19 protein-coding genes are annotated in these 18767 nt (G+C 61.0%); 5 read left to right on the plus strand and 14 right to left on the minus strand.

The window, feature by feature from the left end:
* Positions 1 to 77 precede the first annotated feature (77 nt).
* From LQ231_RS09030 to LQ231_RS09045, 4 genes are all read right to left on the minus strand, one after another.
* Positions 78 to 827 (minus strand): hypothetical protein, encoded by a 750-nt coding sequence (locus LQ231_RS09030; RefSeq protein WP_230171098.1) that lies wholly within the window; start codon positions 825 to 827, stop codon positions 78 to 80.
* A gap of 21 nt (positions 828 to 848) precedes the next feature.
* Positions 849 to 1106, minus strand: a complete 258-nt coding sequence (locus LQ231_RS09035) for a hypothetical protein (RefSeq protein WP_007600255.1) — start codon at positions 1104 to 1106, stop codon at positions 849 to 851.
* Positions 1107 to 1204: 98 nt separating this feature from the next.
* Entirely contained in the window at positions 1205 to 1660 is a 456-nt protein-coding gene (locus LQ231_RS09040; protein WP_230171099.1) for a TIGR02301 family protein, read from the minus strand.
* A 3-nt stretch (positions 1661 to 1663) separates the two neighbouring features.
* The gene (locus tag LQ231_RS09045) at positions 1664 to 2086 is read right to left on the minus strand and encodes an NUDIX domain-containing protein (protein ID WP_230171100.1); all 423 of its coding nucleotides are present in this window, start codon (positions 2084 to 2086) and stop codon (positions 1664 to 1666) included.
* A 146-nt stretch (positions 2087 to 2232) separates the two neighbouring features.
* Between LQ231_RS09045 and LQ231_RS09050 the strand changes: the two genes are divergently transcribed.
* Entirely contained in the window at positions 2233 to 2997 is a 765-nt protein-coding gene (locus LQ231_RS09050) for an SOS response-associated peptidase (RefSeq protein ID WP_230171101.1), read from the plus strand.
* Positions 2998 to 3030: 33 nt separating this feature from the next.
* Here LQ231_RS09050 and LQ231_RS09055 read toward each other — a convergent pair whose 3' ends face one another.
* The 3 genes from LQ231_RS09055 to LQ231_RS09065 form a co-directional block, all read right to left on the minus strand.
* Positions 3031 to 3168 (minus strand): hypothetical protein, encoded by a 138-nt coding sequence (locus LQ231_RS09055; RefSeq protein ID WP_230171102.1) that lies wholly within the window; start codon positions 3166 to 3168, stop codon positions 3031 to 3033.
* Positions 3169 to 3359: 191 nt separating this feature from the next.
* Positions 3360 to 4241 (minus strand): phosphatidylcholine/phosphatidylserine synthase, encoded by an 882-nt coding sequence (locus LQ231_RS09060; RefSeq protein WP_230171103.1) that lies wholly within the window; start codon positions 4239 to 4241, stop codon positions 3360 to 3362.
* A gap of 11 nt (positions 4242 to 4252) precedes the next feature.
* Complete coding sequence (locus LQ231_RS09065) at positions 4253 to 5014, minus strand: phosphatidylserine decarboxylase (protein ID WP_290371349.1); 762 nt, start codon at positions 5012 to 5014, stop codon at positions 4253 to 4255.
* A 186-nt stretch (positions 5015 to 5200) separates the two neighbouring features.
* On the opposite strand from LQ231_RS09065, the gene LQ231_RS09070 reads away from it, so the two are divergent.
* Positions 5201 to 6490: a GGDEF domain-containing protein gene (locus tag LQ231_RS09070; RefSeq protein ID WP_230171104.1), complete on the plus strand. Its 1290-nt coding sequence runs from the start codon at positions 5201 to 5203 to the stop codon at positions 6488 to 6490.
* A 31-nt stretch (positions 6491 to 6521) separates the two neighbouring features.
* On the opposite strand, the gene LQ231_RS09075 is transcribed toward LQ231_RS09070, so the two are convergent.
* Both LQ231_RS09075 and LQ231_RS09080 read right to left on the minus strand, forming a co-directional pair.
* Positions 6522 to 8408 carry an ABC transporter ATP-binding protein/permease gene (locus LQ231_RS09075; RefSeq protein WP_230171105.1) on the minus strand — a complete coding sequence of 629 codons (1887 nt, stop codon included), beginning with the start codon at positions 8406 to 8408 and terminating at the stop codon, positions 6522 to 6524.
* A gap of 126 nt (positions 8409 to 8534) precedes the next feature.
* Positions 8535 to 10577: a LysM peptidoglycan-binding domain-containing protein gene (locus LQ231_RS09080; RefSeq protein ID WP_230171106.1), complete on the minus strand. Its 2043-nt coding sequence runs from the start codon at positions 10575 to 10577 to the stop codon at positions 8535 to 8537.
* 157 nt (positions 10578 to 10734) lie between these two features.
* Between LQ231_RS09080 and LQ231_RS09085 the strand changes: the two genes are divergently transcribed.
* On the plus strand, positions 10735 to 11355 hold the full coding sequence (locus LQ231_RS09085; RefSeq protein ID WP_230171107.1) for a TIGR00730 family Rossman fold protein: 621 nt from the start codon (positions 10735 to 10737) through the stop codon (positions 11353 to 11355).
* Positions 11356 to 11370: 15 nt separating this feature from the next.
* Here the strand turns inward: LQ231_RS09085 and LQ231_RS09090 are convergent, their stop codons facing one another.
* From LQ231_RS09090 to LQ231_RS09100, 3 genes are all read right to left on the minus strand, one after another.
* Positions 11371 to 11700, minus strand: a complete 330-nt coding sequence (locus tag LQ231_RS09090; RefSeq protein ID WP_230171108.1) for a DHCW motif cupin fold protein — start codon at positions 11698 to 11700, stop codon at positions 11371 to 11373.
* 21 nt (positions 11701 to 11721) lie between these two features.
* Entirely contained in the window at positions 11722 to 12630 is a 909-nt protein-coding gene (gene rarD, locus LQ231_RS09095; RefSeq protein WP_113140861.1) for an EamA family transporter RarD, read from the minus strand.
* Between the two features lie 113 nt (positions 12631 to 12743).
* On the minus strand, positions 12744 to 13649 hold the full coding sequence (locus LQ231_RS09100; protein ID WP_230171109.1) for a LysR substrate-binding domain-containing protein: 906 nt from the start codon (positions 13647 to 13649) through the stop codon (positions 12744 to 12746).
* Between the two features lie 102 nt (positions 13650 to 13751).
* Here LQ231_RS09100 and LQ231_RS09105 point away from each other — a divergent pair, with 102 nt between their 5' ends.
* Together LQ231_RS09105 and LQ231_RS09110 are read left to right on the plus strand one after the other, a co-directional pair.
* Positions 13752 to 14927 carry an MFS transporter gene (locus tag LQ231_RS09105; protein WP_230171110.1) on the plus strand — a complete coding sequence of 392 codons (1176 nt, stop codon included), beginning with the start codon at positions 13752 to 13754 and terminating at the stop codon, positions 14925 to 14927.
* Positions 14928 to 14970: 43 nt separating this feature from the next.
* A complete protein-coding gene (locus LQ231_RS09110; RefSeq protein ID WP_230171111.1) occupies positions 14971 to 16005 on the plus strand; it encodes an aldo/keto reductase in 1035 nt (344 codons plus the stop codon).
* A gap of 22 nt (positions 16006 to 16027) precedes the next feature.
* On the opposite strand, the gene cimA is transcribed toward LQ231_RS09110, so the two are convergent.
* Complete coding sequence (gene cimA, locus LQ231_RS09115; protein WP_230171112.1) at positions 16028 to 17644, minus strand: citramalate synthase; 1617 nt, start codon at positions 17642 to 17644, stop codon at positions 16028 to 16030.
* Positions 17645 to 17803: 159 nt separating this feature from the next.
* On the minus strand, positions 17804 to 18766 hold the full coding sequence (pip, locus tag LQ231_RS09120; RefSeq protein ID WP_230171113.1) for a prolyl aminopeptidase: 963 nt from the start codon (positions 18764 to 18766) through the stop codon (positions 17804 to 17806).
* Between the last annotated feature and the right edge of the window lies 1 nt (position 18767).

Genomic DNA, 18767 nt, shown 5'->3' on the forward strand with positions numbered 1-18767 from the left:
GATGCCGGAAGAGTTAAGAGCTGCAAGTCTAAACGACAAGCCGCCTCTGTCACAGCCCACAGATTGACCACGGTCAATCAATCGCCAGCGGTGAAGAACTTCCAGCGCCCGTCCGGGGTGATGCCGGCACGGAAGAAGTTGTAATTGCCGTATTCCTGCATCTCGGCGACATCGCCGGCAGTGACGATTCGCAGCAGTTCGACTTTCTCGACCGGCGTCAGTTTGCCGAGCTGCTTTCCGGCAAAATAGGGCCAGACATAGGCTTCGTCCGGTGTACCCTTGTCGACATGCACGAAGCCGGTTGACAGGATGTCGAGAAGTATGGCCAGGATTTCCATGCCTTCCGGATCACCCGATAGCGACTTCAGCAGGTCGATCGGATCCTTGTCGCTGCCCTCCAGCTGTACCTGGGTCTGATCCGGGCCGGGATTCATCAGCGGGCGCAGCCGCGAAATGTCGCCTGTCGCGGCGGCGTCGATGATCAATTGACGCATGCGGCGCACGGGCTCGGGTGCTTTTTCGATGTCATAGAAGACTTCCGCCGGCGGTTCGTCAGGCTCCGGCGCCGCTGTGTCGTGCTGTTCGGGCGCCTTGATCAGCGGATCAGGATCGGGAATGCCGTCTTCCGGCGGCAGTTCTTCGCCTTCTTCGTCGATGCCGGGTTCAGCCTTACCCGGAGCAGGATTGTCAGCGGCGGGCGGTGTGATGTCCTTGATATCGGACAACGCCAAGGCTGGGCGTGCAGGCAAGATCGTCGCGCCAGTTGCCGCGAAAACGGTCAAGGCGCTCGTCAGGCAAAGGAGCCGGACCCGCGAAGCGAACGTCATGATGCATCCCTGATTAAAGTGTCACTGAACCCGGCGTTCGGGCGAAAACTCGCCGGCAAGCAGCCGGTCCTTCAGTGCGTCGAGAATGGCTTCTGCGCCATGTTCCCCATGAATGCGAATGGTTTCGCGCATGGCCAGCGCAAACGCGGCGTCCGCGATGATTTCCGGCTCGATACCGTCTGCCATGCCGTCGGCCCAGGCTTCATTCTGGTATTCCAGCGCGGCCTGCATCTTTTCGTGAACGATCATTTCGTCGATCTCGTTGCGGCGCGGTTCCATGGGCATTCCTCGAAGCACAATCTTACTCAGTCATTAACAACACTATCAGCCTTTTGCCAAAACGACACGGGGCACAGCCAAAAGAGGTGAATTAATCGTTAATTTCCATAGCGGGCGGTAATTTCCGTGGCGAGTGTTGCGCCTTCGTTACGGTAGTTCTCCTCTGCCCGAACCGCAGCCGCAGTGCAAGAGGTGTAAACCGATGCGAAAGATCGGTAGCCACGGTTGTAGGCGGCCGTCAGCCGCGCCCGCCGTTTCGGCTCGTCTTTTGTCTCGACGTCGATCAATGCCTGGACGGCATCGCGCCATTCCGGCTCGCTCTGCTTGTTGCACAGATTGCGCAGATAATGCACCGCGCCGACGACTTCCGAAAGCCGGCCAAGCCGTCCGTCATAAGGCGTCGGCTTTTCAGGATCCGGCGCGTTTCGAATGATGTCCTCGATTGTATACTGCGCCATCACAGGTGTTGTGGGCGCGATAGTGAAACCTGCCGTCGCCACAACAATTGCCATCGCCGGCCAGACAGATCTGCGGATGACTGGATCAAACGCCATTGCTCAAGCTTCCGACAGATCGCGAAGTGCGACCAGGCGCATCACGCAGTCGCGCACGCTCGGCGGAACCGGCAGTGCGAAGATTTCCTCAGGCATGTACCAGCCGGCTTCAAGTGCGTCGCTTTCCGCCTTGGCGATGGATGTGTCGTCGGCCTCGACGCGGAAGACCGACAGCAGGTAATGGCTTCCGGCAACGCCCGGTTCAGGCAGCAGTTCGACTGTCTCGAACAATTGCGGATTGCGCCCAACCACGCCGGTCTCCTCAAGCAGTTCGCGCAGCGCCGTCTCGGCGGGCGTTTCACCCGGCTCGGCCCTGCCGCCCGGGAAGGCGAACAGATTGGCTGCCGGCGGATTGCCGCGGCGCACGAGCAGGAACCGCCCCGACCGTTCGACGATTGCTGAGGAGGCAAGACGAGCTTGGCTCATGGAAAGGCTTACTCCAAATGGCAGGCAGAGACGCGGAGACACGAAAGAAACGAAGCAGTCGATCGCACGAACTATCGCCACTTTTGCCGGTCGCGGCAAGGTCTGCCGCGCTTGACCGGTCCGAAACAGGGTGCGATGAAATGCGGATGTGTGGACGTTACGCATTGACGGCAACAGCCGAGCAACTGATCGAGCATTTCGGCCTGATGGAAGTCGAGGACTTTCCGGCGCGTTTCAACATTGCCCCGACGCAGCCGATTCTGATCGTGGAACCTGCCCCGCCGGCCGACCGTGGCAGCAACGCGCCGGACCGCAAGGCGCTGCTTGTGCGCTGGGGGTTGATCCCGGGATGGGTCAAGGATCCGGCTGAATTCACCCTGTTGATCAATGCCCGCTCAGAAACGGCGATCAGCAAGCCGTCGTTCAAGGCGGCGATGCGCCATCGCCGCGTGCTGATCCCGGCATCCGGATTTTACGAATGGCATCGGCCATCGAAGGAAAGTGGCGAAAAATCGCAAGCCTACTGGATCCGCCCGAAGCGGGGTGGCATCGTCGCCTTTGCCGGGTTGATGGAAACCTATATGTCGAAAGACGGTTCGGAACTCGACACCGGCTGTATTCTGACAGTCGCCGCCAACCAGACGATCCGGCCTGTCCATGACCGTATGCCGGTGGTCATCGCACAGCAAGATTTCACCCGTTGGCTCGATTGTCTCAATCAGGAGCCGCGCGAAGTGGCCGACCTGATGAAACCGGCGGATGAGGATCTGTTCGAGGCCATTGCCGTCTCGGATCTGGTCAACAAGGTCGCCAATGTCGGCCAGGACCTGCAGACGCCGGTTGTGCCACGTATTGAACTGCAAAAGCCCGCCTCGAAGAAGTCCGAGGGCGGGCAGATGAGCCTGTTCTGATCAGGAAATCGATCGCCGCAAAGCTTGGGTCGTTCAGGCGACCTTGGGGGCGGGCTTGGGCTTCAGCATCAAGGCTGCCGCGATCACGGCCTTGAGGCCGATCGGCTGGTAGTTCGCCACCAGATTCTGGTTCGCCGGCTTTTGTTGCTCGGCTTCGTTCTGGGCTGTCATTGTCATGTTCCTCTGAATGTTCCTGACCGCAGTATTTGTTTTTTCGCTCTCTCTGCGGAGATCATGACAAAAGCGTGGCCGAAGCACAGAGACAAATCAAATTTAAACAAAAAGGATACATTCAGCGAGCTTCGCGCATCGAAAGGCGCTGTTTTGGCCGCGCTTTGCCCCGGAAATGCAGGAAAACCGTCTCAAACGCCCCGATCGATCTCGCTCAGACCTTTTTCGGCTGTTTCCTCGCCAATCGTCAAAGTGCCATAGCGGCGGTGCCAGCTGCGGGCACCGAAAGGCAGCGAGCAGAGGTAGAGAATCACCGTCACGACAAGAACTTCCCACGTGAAGCTCATCAGCAGGGCAACGTAGAGCACGACACCGAGGATCATCGGGAAGACCAGATCGCGGCGGATATGGCCAAACCCCGACTTGCCCGACCAGACGGGAAGACGGCTGACCAACAGATAAGCGATGATGATCGTATAGGCGGTGCTTGCATAGGCAAAGATGCCGACCGGCGCTACGCCGAGAAAGCCCAGATAGACCGGTAGCAGCACGAGGAGCGCACCGCCGGGGGCAGGCACGCCAACGAAGAATTCCGATTGCCACGGTGCCTTGGTTTCCCGCTCGGACATCACATTGAACCGCGCCAGCCGAAGACCCGCCGCGATTGTATAGATCAGCGCCGCGATCCAGCCGAGCGAGCGGGCCTGATCCAGCACGAAGACATAGAGTACGAGGGCAGGGGCCACGCCGAAATTGATGATATCGGCAAGCGAATCCATCTGCGCGCCAAATTTCGACGTCGCTTTCATCATCCGGGCGATGCGTCCGTCGATACCATCGAGAAATGCGGCCGCCAAAACCATGGCGACGGCCAGTTCATACCGATTTTCAAACGCAAGACGGATGCCGGTCAATCCGGCGCAGATGGCGAGCACCGTGATCAGGTTTGGCACAACGAGGCGCAAGGGGATTTCCCGCAGCCTTGGGCCTCGGGCACTGTTGTCCTGCTGGCCGGTCGATCCTGAAGTCGTGTTGGCGACTGCATGGTCGGGTGTCTGGTCTGGCGTTTCCATCGGCTCGTCCCTTAGCTGCGGCGGCTGACGACCGGACCCTTGGCCGAACCGAATTCGGCAATGACCGTTTCGCCGGCAATGGCTGTCTGGCCAAGCGAGACCCGCGGTTCGGCACCTGCGGGCAGGAAGACGTCGAGGCGCGAGCCGAAACGAATGAGACCGAAGCGCTCGCCGGCGTTCAGGGTGTCGTTAGGATTAGCCCAGCAGACGATGCGACGGGCGACAAGACCTGCAATCTGCACAACGCCTATAGTGCCATGCGCCGTGTCGATCACCAAGCCATTGCGCTCGTTCTCGACGCTGGCCTTGTCCAGTTCCGCATTGAGGAAGCTACCCTCTTTATAGGCGATATTGCTCACCCGGCCGCGCATCGGAGCGCGGTTCACATGGCAGTTAAATACATTCATGAAAATGGTGATGCGCAACATCGGCTCGGATCCGAGCTGGAGCTCTTCCGGCGGCACCGACATCTGCACCGATGATACGCGACCGTCGGCCGGGCTGATCACAAGATCGTCATCCTGTGGTGTCATGCGCTCAGGATCGCGGAAGAAGTAGGCGCACCACAGCGTCAGGATCAAGCCGACCCAGAACAGCGGGTCCCACAACCAGCCAAGGACCAGCGAGCCGACGAAAAAGGCCGCAATGAAGGGATAACCCTCCTTGTGAACCGGCACGATCGTCTTGCGGATGGTTTCGAGCAAATCCATGGAATCCTCAGTCTTTTGAGAAAAGTTCGCCCGCTGAGTACCGCGAAAGTACGCCGCGGGCAATGCTGACGGGCCAAACTGGCGCGCAAAAGCCGGGCTGCGACATCGGCAACCGGCCCAAAATAAATCAGTGTGTTTATGATCTATAGCGATAAACTATCAATAATTGCTCCCTAAAAAAGAGGTGGTAGATATATCAATTGCGTGCACGGCTGCGGCCATGTGCGCCGAATGGCATGGATGATTTTGTTGAATTTAGCCAGAAAACCGGAGTTTTTTCAGGCGCGCCCCGGAACCGTCACCGGTTTGTGCTGGTATGCTGCCAACGGCGAACCTGTTCCTGCGGAGTGCGATCTCGCGCTGACCGTTGTCGGTGATCTCGGTGTGTTGGGGCCCCATGCGATCGTGTTCCTGCCGGTATCGCCGTCCAGCACGCCCAATGGGCCCGGCCATATCCGCGCGGTTCATGGCGAAAGCGTCTACATCATTGCGGTTTCCCGCCAGTCTCTGGACCTCGCGCGACAGCAGCAGCTTTATGACGAGGGGGCCGATGACCTGCATGTGCTGGACGGGCGCCAGGCGATGTTTGCCTGCCTTGCACGCGCCAAGCGGCATTTCCAGCGATTGCATGGCGTCGAGGCGGTGCGTCGGGATCTGAGAGAGCGACTGGACGTGTTGCAGGCCGCCCTCGATCATCTGCCGACCCCGATTTATCTGAAGGATCTTGATGGGCACTATCTGGCCTGCAATACGGCCTTTGCAAGCCTGCTGAGTCGCCCGCGCGAAGACGTCATAGGCCACCGGCTCCACGAACTCGCTCCGTCTGAGACGGCCGAAAAACACGAGACGTCCGACGCCCATCTTCTCCAGATCGGTGGCGTGATGTGTTACGAAACCGATGTCTGCCTGCATGACGACGATGAGCGCTACGTCATGTTGCACAAGGCGCTGGTCACGGACGAGCACGGCAAGCCATGCGGCATTGCCGGCGTCATGATTGACATCACCGAGCGCAAACGTCTTGAGGCAAGGCTGATGAACGCCGCCGAGCGTGATCCGCTGACGGATGCCTACAATCGCCGAAAGTTCTTTGAAATCGCTAACGACGCAATTGCCGATGCGATCGCGCACGGCGAGACGCTCTGTGTTGCGGCCATTGATGTCGACCATTTCAAATCGATCAATGATGAGTTCGGCCACGCTGAAGGGGATATCACGCTGTGTTCGATCGTTGATATCCTGCGTTCGCACGAGACAGAAGGCATGATCGTGGCGCGTGCCGGTGGCGAGGAATTCTTCGTCTTCTTCTTTGGCACCGCTGCCGCCAGGGCAGAGGAAATCCTGCAGGCGATGCGCACCGAAATCAGCCACTATTGCCAGATCAGGACCGCGGCCGGCGGGCTGGCGGGTACGATCAGTGTCGGCATGGCGGTCTTTGATCCGGCTGCCGAAAACATCGACCGCGCCCTGCGCCGCGCCGATGCAGCGCTTTACCACGCCAAGCGCAACGGCCGAAACCGCCTGAGCCGCGCCAAATAGGGGCGGTGTCAGGCGGGGAGGCTGGCTCCCGTCAGATAGCTGGCGGCCGGCGGACGACCACGCCAAGTTCGTCGCTTTCGCGGACCTGCCGCAGATGCTCTTCCGCCTGGGTCGCCTCCCGCTGGCGGTTCCACATCGAGGCATAGAGCCCATTTTGCGACAGAAGATCGTTGTGGCTGCCGCGCTCGGCAATCTCGCCGCCCTTGAGCACGATGATTTCGTCCGCGCCGACCACCGTCGACAGCCGGTGTGCAATGACCAGGGTCGTACGGTTTTTCGACACGATGTCGAGCGCCGACTGGATTTCATGTTCGGTGGTGGTGTCGAGTGCCGATGTCGCCTCGTCGAGGATCAGGATCGGTGGGGCCTTGAGCACGGTGCGGGCAATCGCGACGCGCTGCTTTTCTCCGCCCGAAAGCTTCAGCCCACGTTCGCCGACCATCGTGCCGTAGCCGTCCGGCAACTCCTTGATGAAGTGGCCGATCTGGGCAATTTCCGTTGCTTGCTCGATTTCCGCGTCACTCGCGCCGGGGCGGCCGTAACGGACATTGTAGGCAATGGTGTCGTTAAACAGCACGGTATCCTGCGGCACCATGCCGATGGCGCTGCGCAGCGACTTCTGCGTCACGTCGCGCACATCCTGGCCGTCGATGGAGATCGAACCCTGCTGCACGTCGTAGAAGCGGTAGAGCAGGCGCGAAATTGTCGATTTTCCGGCACCCGACGGGCCGACTACGGCGACCGTCTTGCCGGCCGGAACCTCGAAGGAAATGCCCTTGAGGATCGGCCGCTCGGGGTCGTAGTGGAAATGCACATCCTTGAAGGCGATCGCGCCCTTGTCGATGGATAGCGTCGTCGCATCCGGCTTGTCGACCACTTCCGCCTCGACCTCGAGCAGATCGAACATCTGTTCGATATCGGTCAGACCCTGGCGGATTTCGCGGTAGACGAAGCCGATGAAGTTGAGTGGCATGGCCAGCTGCATCAAAAGCGCATTGACGAAGACGAAGTCGCCGATCGTCTGCTGGCCGCTCTGCACGGCCAGCGCCGACATCACCATGATCACGGCGGTGCCGACGCCGAAAATCACGCCCTGGCCGAAGTTCAGCCAGCCTAGCGAGGTCCAGACCTGGGTCGCCGACTTTTCGTAGCGCTCCATCGACTGGTCGAAGCGCCTGGCTTCCATCTCTTCGTTGCCGAAATATTTCACCGTCTCGAAGTTCAGCAGCGAATCGATTGCCTTGGTATTGGCGTCCGTATCGCTGTCGTTCATCGCCCGGCGAATGCCGATGCGCCAGTCGCTGGCGCGGATGGTGAACCAGATATAGGCCCAGACGGTGAAGGCTGTGATGGCGAGATAGGAGAAGCCATAGCTCCACCAGAAGATCGCCGCCGTCAGCAGGAATTCGATCAGGGTCGGAATGGAATTGAGGATGGTGAAGCGGACAATCGTTTCAATGCCCTTGGTGCCGCGTTCGATGATCCGCGACAGGCCACCGGTCTTGCGCTCCAGATGGAAGCGCAGTGACAACTGGTGCATGTGCACGAAGGTGCGAAAGGCCAATTGGCGCACGGCATACTGGCCGACGCTGGCAAACAGCGCGTCACGCAACTGGTTGAGGCCGACCTGGGCAATGCGGGTCAGATTGTAGAGGACAACCAGCACGACAGCGCCCAAGAGGAAGGTCGGCAGCAAGCCGACCATGTCGAGCTTGCCATTCAGTGCATCGGTCGCCCATTTGAAGAAATAGGGAACCAGGATCAGCACGAATTTCGAGATCACCAGAAACACCGTCGCCCAGACGACGCGCATTTTCAGGTCCAGCCGGTCGGAAGGCCACATATAGGGCCAGAGGTTGACCAGCGTATCCATCGGATTGCTGGAATCCGCCGAAACGGTCTTCTTCTTGGTTGCCATTGGACGAGCCCCCGCCATGATCGCATGCAGATAAAAAGCGGCGACCCGTTGGGGCCGCCGCTTGGCATCACATAAGTTCTATAGCAACCGATTGCAATGATCGGCAGGGGCCACAGCGTAGAACGATCAGTTCACCGCTTCGCCACTCAGCCGCTTGCGGTGGATTTCCTCGGCATTCGGCAATGCTTCGGTCGGCACATTGAAGATCTGGCCGGGTTCGATACGATCCGGATTGCTGATCTGCTCGGCATTGGCGAGGTAAATGGTCGTATAGCGCACGCCCTGGCCATAGAGACGACGGGAGATCTGCCACAGCGTATCGCCACGGCGGATGATCACACTCGACTTGCTCTCGGACAATGGCGCCTGTTCGATCACCTTCGGTTCGCCCGAAACACTTGCGCCGCTGTCGGTCTGCGTCGCAGCCACGGTGCTCTGGGTGCCCAAGGCGACGACAGGCGCAGGCAGTGGCATGGACAGCAAGTTACGGATCAGGCCGACGATCTTCGGCAGCGCTGCACCCAGTCCGTCGATGTCGCCAGGCTTGATGGCGCGCAGTGTCGAAAGCGCTTCGCGTGCCGTGGTTGCGCTCTTTGCCACCTGCTCGACAAGTTCAGCCGGAGCCGCCGCCGTCGGGCGGAAGTCGATGATCGACTGCAGGCCGAATTCGGTGGCGGAGCGGGCCGCGGCAACCTGTTCCAGCACGGGCTTCTTGCCGTCGGCATACAGGCCTTCGAGAATGGTCAGACCCTTGGTCAGGGCCATGCGCAGCCGTTCGAACTCGGCCAGATCGGGACCGGCTTGCGCGGTTGCATCGTTGGTGCCGGGTGTCTGCGCCACGACGGAAACCTGCTCGCCTTCCGGACGCTCGAACGGCACGGAGGCGCGCACGATGACTTTGCCAGCGGCATCAAGCAGCTCGACCTGGATGATGTGGCTGCCGACCGAAAGCTTCACTTCGCCCTCGATAATGAAATTGCCGCTGGCATCGGTAGTGATTTCACCGATGACGGTCTTGTCGGCAAAGCCTCGTACGGTCGAGCCTGCAGGTGCCTTGCCGGCAACAAAAATCTTGTCGCCTTCGATTTCGACGGCACTGACCTGCACTTCGGCTACACCGTTGACGGACACGGCTGCCGCTTTCGGATCGACCGAAGCGACGTCGGTGGTCGCAACGGCTGGATTGCTCGCGGAGACAGTCGTGGATGTTGCCGGTGCAGTTGTGGCATCGGTGGATGCTGTCGCTGCCGGGAGCCTTCCCTGGGTCGCGGTCGTGCCCGATGCCGCGGGCTGACCGGGAAGGGTGATCATGCGGCTGGCTTCGCCCGGCTTGGAAACCATGGCCAGCAATTCGCCCTTGCCGCCTGCCGGCACCGAAATGGTTGCGACTTCGTCCGAAGTCACGACCCGGCCGTCGGGGTCGGTCGCACGCAGTTGCAGAGAATGGTCGCCCGCCGAGAGCGGATTGTCGAGCACGGCGGCAAAATCGCCGGTGCCATCGACCGTGAGGGATGAAATCACCGTGTTGCCGTTGACGATCTCGACCTTGGCGCCCGGCGTCGCATTGCCGGCGATGACGGTCGAGCCGTCCGGTTCGACACGAAGCACATCGAAGCGCGGTACAGAAGCCTCTGCATCGGTTGCTGCGGCAGTCTCGACCGGCTTGCCGAGCAGGGCATCCTTGATCGAGCCGATCATGCTGGCCGCCTTGGCGGGATCGGCCGGCAATTGCTGGATGATCGCCAGCGCCTTGGCCGCATCGGCCTGTGCCGACTTCAGAGCGCCGCCGATTTTTTCGTCCAGACCTTCGGGAATTTCAATGGCGGCCAAGGCGGCGATGGCACCCTGGGCCAGTGTCTTCGCCGCGCTATAGGCTTCGACACCGGGCGTGCGGCCGTCGGCAAAGAGAGCGGAAATGCTGTCCACGGCCTTGACGGCTTCGGCCTTGAGGCGATCCATCTTTTCACTGGCCACGGTGGCGATGTCACCAGCGACGGTCTCTGCTGCTGCAGAGGCCTTGTCGGCGATTGCCTTTGCCGCATCGGCGGCAGCCGTCACCGTCGGCGCCGATGCGTCCGTCGGATTGAGGCGCGGCATCACGACAAACACCATCAACATGGTTGCAATGGCAAGCACGAACAGGACCAGCCAAAGGGCGCGGTTCTTCATCTCAACAGTCTCCTAGCGGTACATCCGCCATATCCATTGGAATTGCTAGCGTTATCCGATGGCTACGACAAGCGGGGCCGCGTGATTCTGGCCGAATGCACAAGGCTTTTTAGCCAAATTTGTTGACCTGACCGACGGCAAATAGTCTTTTGTGGGTATGACAGAGCATAACTCCACGATTCGATCCGTTTGCGTTTACTGTGGCTCTCAGCCCGGACGCGATCCTGCCTTTATGGAAGCCGGCCGCCAGTTGGGCCGATCGCTTGCCGAAAACAACATTCGCCTGATCTATGGTGGCGGTACCAAGGGCATCATGGGGGCCGTCGCCGCAGGCGTTCTGTCTGCCGGCGGCCAGGTCACAGGCATCATTCCCGAATTCCTGGTCGACATGGAGGCGACGCGCCATTCACTCGGCCAGCTCAGCGAACTGATTATCACGCAGGACATGCACGAGCGCAAGCACGCGATGTTCGAACGCTCGGATGCATTTGTCACGCTACCCGGCGGTATCGGCACATTGGAAGAGATCGTCGAGATCATGACCTGGGGCCAGCTCGGCAGGCACGCCAAGCCGATGGTCTTTGCCAATATCAACGATTTCTGGAAGCCGATGCTGGAACTGATCGACCACATGTCGGCGGCCGGTTTCATCCACACGGCACACCGGGTCCGCCCGCTGGTCATCGATCAGGTTGAGGATATCGTCCCGGCAATCATCGATCGCTGGGACATGAGCGCCAATCCCGAAGGCGAAGCGGCGATTATTTCCAAGCTTTGAGGCTTGGGCGCAACCTCAGTCGACGATGTAAAGCTTGGCGCCGATTGCGGTCGATGAGCGATGCGGCTCGGCCTTGTCGGCAACCTGATAGGTCATGCCGGGTTTGAGAACGAAGACGCGCCCGTCTTCAAGCTCGGTTGTCAGCTCACCCTCGAGGCACAGAAGGATATGACCTTTCACGCACCAGTGGTCGGCCAGGTAACCCGGCGTATATTCGACCATGCGCACCCGGATGTCGCCGAACCGGCGCGTCTGCCATGTCGCGGACCCGGTCTCGCCCTTGTGCTCGGTCTTTTCGACTGAAGCCCAGTCGGTCGTGCCGAACGCTATGTCGCTGATCTGCATCGCCCGTCTCCGCTATAGTCTTTAGCGCGCGCGGTAGTCGCGCAACATCGACCAAGAATAGATGAACAGTGCCGCCCAGATCAGCGGGAAGGCGATCATCTTCGCCGTGCCGAAAGGCTCCTTGAAGATGAACACCGCAATCAGGAAGATCATCGTCGGCGCGATATACTGCATGATGCCGATGGTCGACAGCTTCAGAAGCTTTGCGCCATTGGCATAGAGGATCAGCGGGATCGCTGTGACCAGACCGCTCGCCGCCAGAAGCACGGTATCGCTTGTGTTGGTACCGAAATGCGCTTGTCCGGTCATCGCCAGATAGATGACGTAGCACAGCGCAAACGGAGCCAGCAGCAGCACTTCGAGCAGGAAACCCTGGTTCGGGCCGATCGGAAGTGTCTTGCGGAAAAAGGCGTAGAGCCCCCAGGAGAAGGTGAGGCAGAGGGCGACGATCGGCAGGCGGCCGGCATCGACCGTCAGGATGACGACAGCGACAACCACCAGCGCCAGCGCCGCGATCTGGGCGGGTTTCAGCTTTTCCTTCAGCAGCACGGCGCCGAGAAAGACGGAAAACAGCGGATTGATGAAATAGCCGAGCGCCGTATCCAGTGCATGGCCGGCGCCGATCGCCCAGACATAGATGCCCCAGTTGATGCTGATCAGGAAGGCCGTGACGGCGGCCATGCCCAGCATGCGCGGGCTGCGGAAGGCGAGCTTCAGGTCGTCCATGCGCCGGAGCGCGAGAAGGATCAGGCCCGCAACGGGAACCGACCAGAGAATACGATGGGCGATTACCTCTGTCGGCGAAATATGCCCGACAGCCTTCATGTAGAGGGGCAGGAAGCCCCAGAGGAAATAGGCGGAGAGGGCGAAAGCGAACCCGCTGGCCGAGTCTTCATTTTTTGCCACCGGCGCGGCATTTTCGGTTGCCATGGTGTTTTCTCCCTCAAAGCCATCGCCTTAGTCAAACGGGCTGTGATGGACAAATTCATTCCGTTGATGATTGTTTCAGCGAGATACGACCGCGTTGGTGGTCCCCGGGCGTTCTACGATATCCGCCCATATTGGGCGAGAAAATCGAGCATCACCCGGATTCGCGCCGGCAGATGGCCGCCCTGGCCGACATAGACGGCATGAAAGGGCTCGCTGCGCCGGGTGCGTGGATCATCGAGCACGGTTACCAGCCGGCCGGCCTTCAGGTCCTCTGCGACGGTAAAGCGGGCAAGCCGCACAAGGCCGGCACCGCCGATGGCGAAATGCCGGAGCGCTTCGCCATCACTGGCGCTGAGGCGACCGGTCACGGGCACCTCGACGATCGCGTCGCCTTGCGGCGCGGACCATTCGCGGTGCACCCGCACATAACCGAACCCCAACCGGCTGTGACGCTCCAGATCGGATGCGGTTTCCGGCACACCATGGCGTGCCAGATAGGTGGGCGAAGCGACGATGACCAAAGGTGTCTCGCCGAGTTTGCGCGCGACCAGGCTGGAATTGCGCATGTCGCCAGCGCGGATGGCGATGTCGGCCCGCTCTGCCAGCAGGTCGACGACGAGATCGGTCTGGATCACTTCGACCGAAATGCCGGGATATTGCTCCAGGAATTGCGCGAGTATCGGTGCCAGCACATGCGTGCCATAGGATGCGCTGGTGTTGATCCGGATCAGGCCACGCGGATCATCGAGATTGGCGGCACTGCGCTCGGCCTCCTCGATATCGGCCAGAATGCGCACCGAGTGCTCGTAGAAACTGCGTCCTTCCGGCGTCAGCAGCAGTTTGCGGGTCGAGCGGCTGACCAGCCGTGTGCCGAGCCGCGTTTCCAGCCGGGCGACGAGCTTGCTGACCGCCGATGGCGTCATGCGGAAAAAGCGGGCGGCGGCAGAAAAGCCTCCTTGTTCCACCACCTGGACGAAGACTTCCATTTCACCGGATCTGTTGATGTCCTGCCGTGCCATAGTGTGAATTCAATTCATGAATGTTGTGCTTTATCGCAGACTATTTCACCGAGCGTTGGATGTCTATCTGGAGTGCATCTCATCCAACAAGGACGCACTTCCATGCCTCTTGCTCTTTATGCCCTGACAGTCGGCGCCTTCGGTATCGGCGTCACGGAGTTTGTCATCATGGGCCTGCTGATCGATGTCGGCGCCGATCTCGGCGTTTCCATAGCGGCCGCCGGTCTGCTGATTTCCGGCTATGCCCTCGGTGTCGTCTTCGGCGCACCGATCCTCACAACCCTGACCGGCCGCTTGCCGCGCAAGACGGTGCTGATCGCACTGATGGTCATCTTCACCATCGGCAATATCGCCTGTGCGCTGGCGCCAAACTACGAAACCCTGATGGCTGCAAGACTTGTTGCAGCGCTTGCCCACGGCACCTTCTTCGGTGTTGGTTCGGTCGTCGCAACCGGGCTGGTAGCCCCGGAACGCCGGGCATCCGCCATTGCCGTGATGTTCACCGGCCTGACGGTCGCCAATATCGCCGGCGTGCCCTTCGGTACCTGGCTCGGCCAGGAATATGGCTGGCGCACAACTTTCTGGGCCGTTGCCATCGTCGGCATCGTGGCGCTCGCCGTGCTCGCGATCTTCCTGCCCCGCGATGAGCAGAAGCCCGAAGCCCAGGATTGGCGCGCCGATCTCGCCACCATGGCCCGTCCGCAGGTTCTCGCAGGTCTGGCGATCACGGTCCTCGGCTATGCCGGCGTCTTCACCGTCTTCACCTACATTGCCCCGGTCCTCACCGAGATCACCGGCTTTTCGGCGGCCGCCGTCTCGCCGATCCTGCTGGTCTTCGGCGGTGGTCTGATCGTCGGCAATCTCCTCGGTGGCAAGCTGGCCGACCGCAATCTCGACCGTTCCGTCCTGGTGACCCTGGCAGTCCTGACTTTGTCGCTCGCCGCCATGACCGTGGTTCTCGACAACAAGATCCTGACCATCGCCTTTGTCGGCCTTGTCGGCGCAGCAGGCTTTGCGACCGTCGCACCTTTGCAGATGCGCGTCCTGCAAAAGGCGGAAGGCGCAGGCCAGGCATTGGCGTCGAGCTTCAACATTGCCGCCTTCAACCTCGGCAATGCCATCGGCGCCTGGGTTGGTGGACTGGCGATTGAACAGGGCCCCGGTCTGGCAGCGCTGCCGCTGGTGGCCGCCGCTTTCCCGCTGGCTGCCCTCGTCCTGTCGATTATCGCAACCCGTCTCGACCGGCCGAGCCCGCGTGGGCAGCACGCGGCTGCCTGATCAAGCAGCAATCATGTCATCCGTATACAGAAAGGATAATCCTATGGAATATCGTCAATTGGGGGCTTCGGGCCTCAGGGTTCCGGTCTTGAGCTTTGGTGCCGGTACATTCGGCGGCTCCGGTCCGCTGTTCGGCAATTGGGGCACGTCCGATGCCGCAGAAGCCCGCCGGCTGGTCGATATCTGCCTCGAAGCCGGGGTCAACCTCTTCGACACGGCCGACGTCTATTCGGCCGGCGCTTCCGAAACGGTGCTGGGCGAGGCGATCAAGGGACGGCGCAATGATGTGCTGATCTCCACCAAGCTCGGCCTTCCCATGGGCGATGGGCCGGCCGAATACGGCACCTCCGCCAGCCGCATCGCAACCGGCGTCGATGCCGCCTTGAAGCGCATGGGCACCGACTATATCGACCTGCTCCAGCTGCACGCCTTCGACGCGTCGGTCCCGGTCGAAGAGGTGCTGGCCGCGCTCGATCGGCTGGTGACGGCGGGCAAAGTCCGCTATGTCGGCGCTTCCAATTTTGCCGGCTGGCAGATCATGAAGTCGCTCGCCGCCGCCGATCGCCACGGCTGGCCGCGCTACATTGCCCACCAGGTCTATTATTCTCTGGTCGGCCGCGACTATGAGTGGGACCTGATGCCGCTCGGGCAGGACCAGGGCGTCGGCGCCATGGTCTGGAGCCCGCTCGGCTGGGGCCGCCTGACCGGCAAGATCCGCCGAGGCACGCCGCTGCCGGAGAAGAGCCGCCTGCACGAGACCGCTGCCTTTGGTCCGCCGGTCGACGATGAACGGCTCTACCGTATTGTCGATGCGCTGGATGAGATTGCCGCTGAAGTCGGCAAGCTGGTTCCGCAGGTCGCGCTCAACTGGCTGCTCCAGCGTCCGACGGTGTCGTCCGTGATCATCGGCGCCCGCAACGAGGAGCAGCTGCGCCAGAACCTCGGCGCGGTTGGCTGGAACCTGACGGCCGAGCAGATCGCACGGCTGGATGCGGCAAGCGTCACGGATGCCGCCTATCCGCATTTCCCCTACTACCGTCAGGAAGGTTTCGCGCGCCTGAACCCACCGGCAGTGTGAGACGACAGCTGGATCGCCGCCTTTACTCGGCGGCGATCTGCCCTGCCATTTGCCGGTTCTTCATCAGCTTGTAGATGATACTGTCCATCAGCGCCTGGAACGAGGCGTCGATGATGTTTTCTGACACACCGACCGTCCACCAGCGGGCGCCGCTCGCATCGGTGGATTCGATCAGCACGCGGGTGATCGCCTCGGTGCCGCCGTTGAGGATGCGCACCTTGTAGTCTGCCAGTTCCAGATCGCCGATCTCGTGCTGGTACTTGCCAAGATCCTTGCGCAGCGCGATGTCGAGCGCGTTGACCGGTCCGTCGCCTTCGGCCACCGACATCACCGTTTCGCCATCGACCAGCACCCGCACAACGGCTTCCGAGACCGTCTTCAGCCGGCCATGGCTGTCGAAGCGGCGCTCGACCATGACGCGGAAACTGTCGACGGCGAAGAAATCCGGAACGGTGCCGAGCGTCTTCAGCGCCAGGAGCTCGAAGCTAGCGTCAGCGCCTTCATAGGCATAGCCCGAGGCCTCCCGCTCCTTGACGACGGAGATCAGCGTGTCGAGCTTCGGATCATCCTTCGCCACCGTGATGCCGCGGCGCTTCAACTCGTTGAGGAAATTCGCCTTGCCGCCCTGGTCCGACACCATGACCTTGCGGAAATTGCCGACGCTTTCCGGCTCGACATGTTCGTAGGTCTTCGGATCCTTGAGGAGCGCCGAGGCATGAATGCCAGCCTTGGTGGCGAAGGCCGATCCGCCGACATAAGGGCTCTGGTGGTTCGGCGAGCGGTTCAGGAGTTCGTCGAAGGCCCGCGACAGGCGGGTGAGGCCGACGAGCTTGTCCCGGTCGATCGCGGTCTCGAAGCGCGACGTGTAGGCTTCCTTCAGACAGAGTGTCGGGATGATCGTCACGAGATCGGCATTGCCGCAGCGCTCGCCAATCCCGTTCAGCGTGCCCTGGATCTGCCGCACGCCGGCCTCCACGGCGGCCAGCGAATTGGCAACGGCCTGTCCGGTATCGTTATGGGCATGGATGCCGAGCGCGCTGCCGGGAATACCGGCGGCAATCACGGCCGCTATGATCTCGCGTATTTCCGGCGGCTGGGTGCCGCCATTGGTGTCGCAGAGCACCACCCAGCGGGCACCGGCAGAATAGGCTTCTTTGGCGCAGGCCAGTGCATAGCTCGGATTGGCCTTGTAGCCGTCGAAGAAATGTTCGCAGTCGACCATGGCAAGCTTGCCTGCCGCGACCACGGCCCTGACGCTGTCGGCAATGCTCTCGAGGTTCTCCGCGTTGGTGCAGCCGAGCGCCACCTTGACGTGATAATCCCAGCTCTTGGCGACCAGACAGACAGCGTCGCTCTTCGCCTGGATCAACTGGGTGAGGCCCGGATCGTTGGAGGCGGAGATGCCGGCGCGCTTGGTCATCCCGAAGGCGACGAAGCCGGCGCGGCTGGTGCGCTTCTTGGCAAAGAAGGCCGTATCCGTCGGGTTTGCCCCCGGATAACCGCCTTCGACATAATCGATACCGAATTCGTCCAGCATGGCCGCGATTGAAATCTTGTCCTCGACGGAAAAGTCGATGCCCGGCGTCTGCTGGCCGTCCCGCAGCGTCGTATCGAACAGATAGATCTTTTCGCGTGTCATTCGTGTGCCTCCCGAGGCAATTCTTGTGTCGCATGGCCCCTCATCCGGCTGCCGCCACCTTCTCCCCGCAGGCGGGGAGAAGGCTGTTGCCGCTGCCATTTCCGTTCCCTCTCCCCGCTTGCGGGGAGAGGGCCAGGGTGAGGGGCAAATTCTTCTTACTTACGCAATCTTCCCCGCAAACCGGTCCGTCGCGCGGATCAACTGGTCGAGAATGCCGGGCTCGAGCATGGCATGCCCAGCACCCTCGATCAGGTGGAAATCCGCCTTCGGCCAGGCCTTGGCGAGCGCCCAGGCATATTTCGCCGGGCAGGGCATGTCGTAGCGGCCATGGATGATGACGCCCGGAATGTCATTCAGCTTATCGGCATCGCGCAGCAACTGCCCTTCCTCCAGCCAGCCGGCATGCACGAAGAAATGGTTTTCGATCCGCGCAAAGGCGATGGCGAAGTCATCTTCGCCGAAATGGGCGGCATAGTCCGGGTTCGGCAGCAGCGTGATGGTCTCGCCTTCCCAGGTGCTCCAGGCGATGGCGCATTCCAGTTGTTTCTGGGCGTCGTCGCCGGTCAGGTACGTGCGATAGGCGCGCATCATGTCGTGGCGCTCGCTTTCCGGGATCGGGGCGACGAAGCGTTCCCACTTGTCGGGAAACATCTCCGAGACGCCGAACTGGTAGTACCAGGAAAGCTCCGCCTTGGTCAGTGTATAGATGCCGCGCAGCACCAGTTCGGAAACCCGCTCCGGATGGGTCTCGGCATAGGCGAGCGCCAGCGTCGAGCCCCAGGAACCGCCGAACACCAGCCATTGCTCGACACTCATCAGTTCCCGCAGCCGCTCGATATCGGCAACCAGATGCCAGGTCGTGTTGGCTTCAAGCCCCGCATGCGGGGTCGACTTGCCACAGCCGCGCTGGTCGAACAGGATCACGTCATACAGTGCCGGATCGAACACCCGTCGCTGGGTCGGGTTCGATGCCCCGCCCGGACCGCCATGCAGGAAGACTGCAGGTTTTGCACCCCTGGTGCCGATGCGTTCCCAGTAGATCGTATGGCCATCGCCAACATCGAGGAAACCGGTCTCGAAAGGTTCGATTTCCGGATAGAAGCCCCGCAATTCATTCGTCATG

The sequence above is a fragment of the Rhizobium sp. CECT 9324 genome (assembly GCF_918741265.1).
Lineage (GTDB): Bacteria > Pseudomonadota > Alphaproteobacteria > Rhizobiales > Rhizobiaceae > Allorhizobium.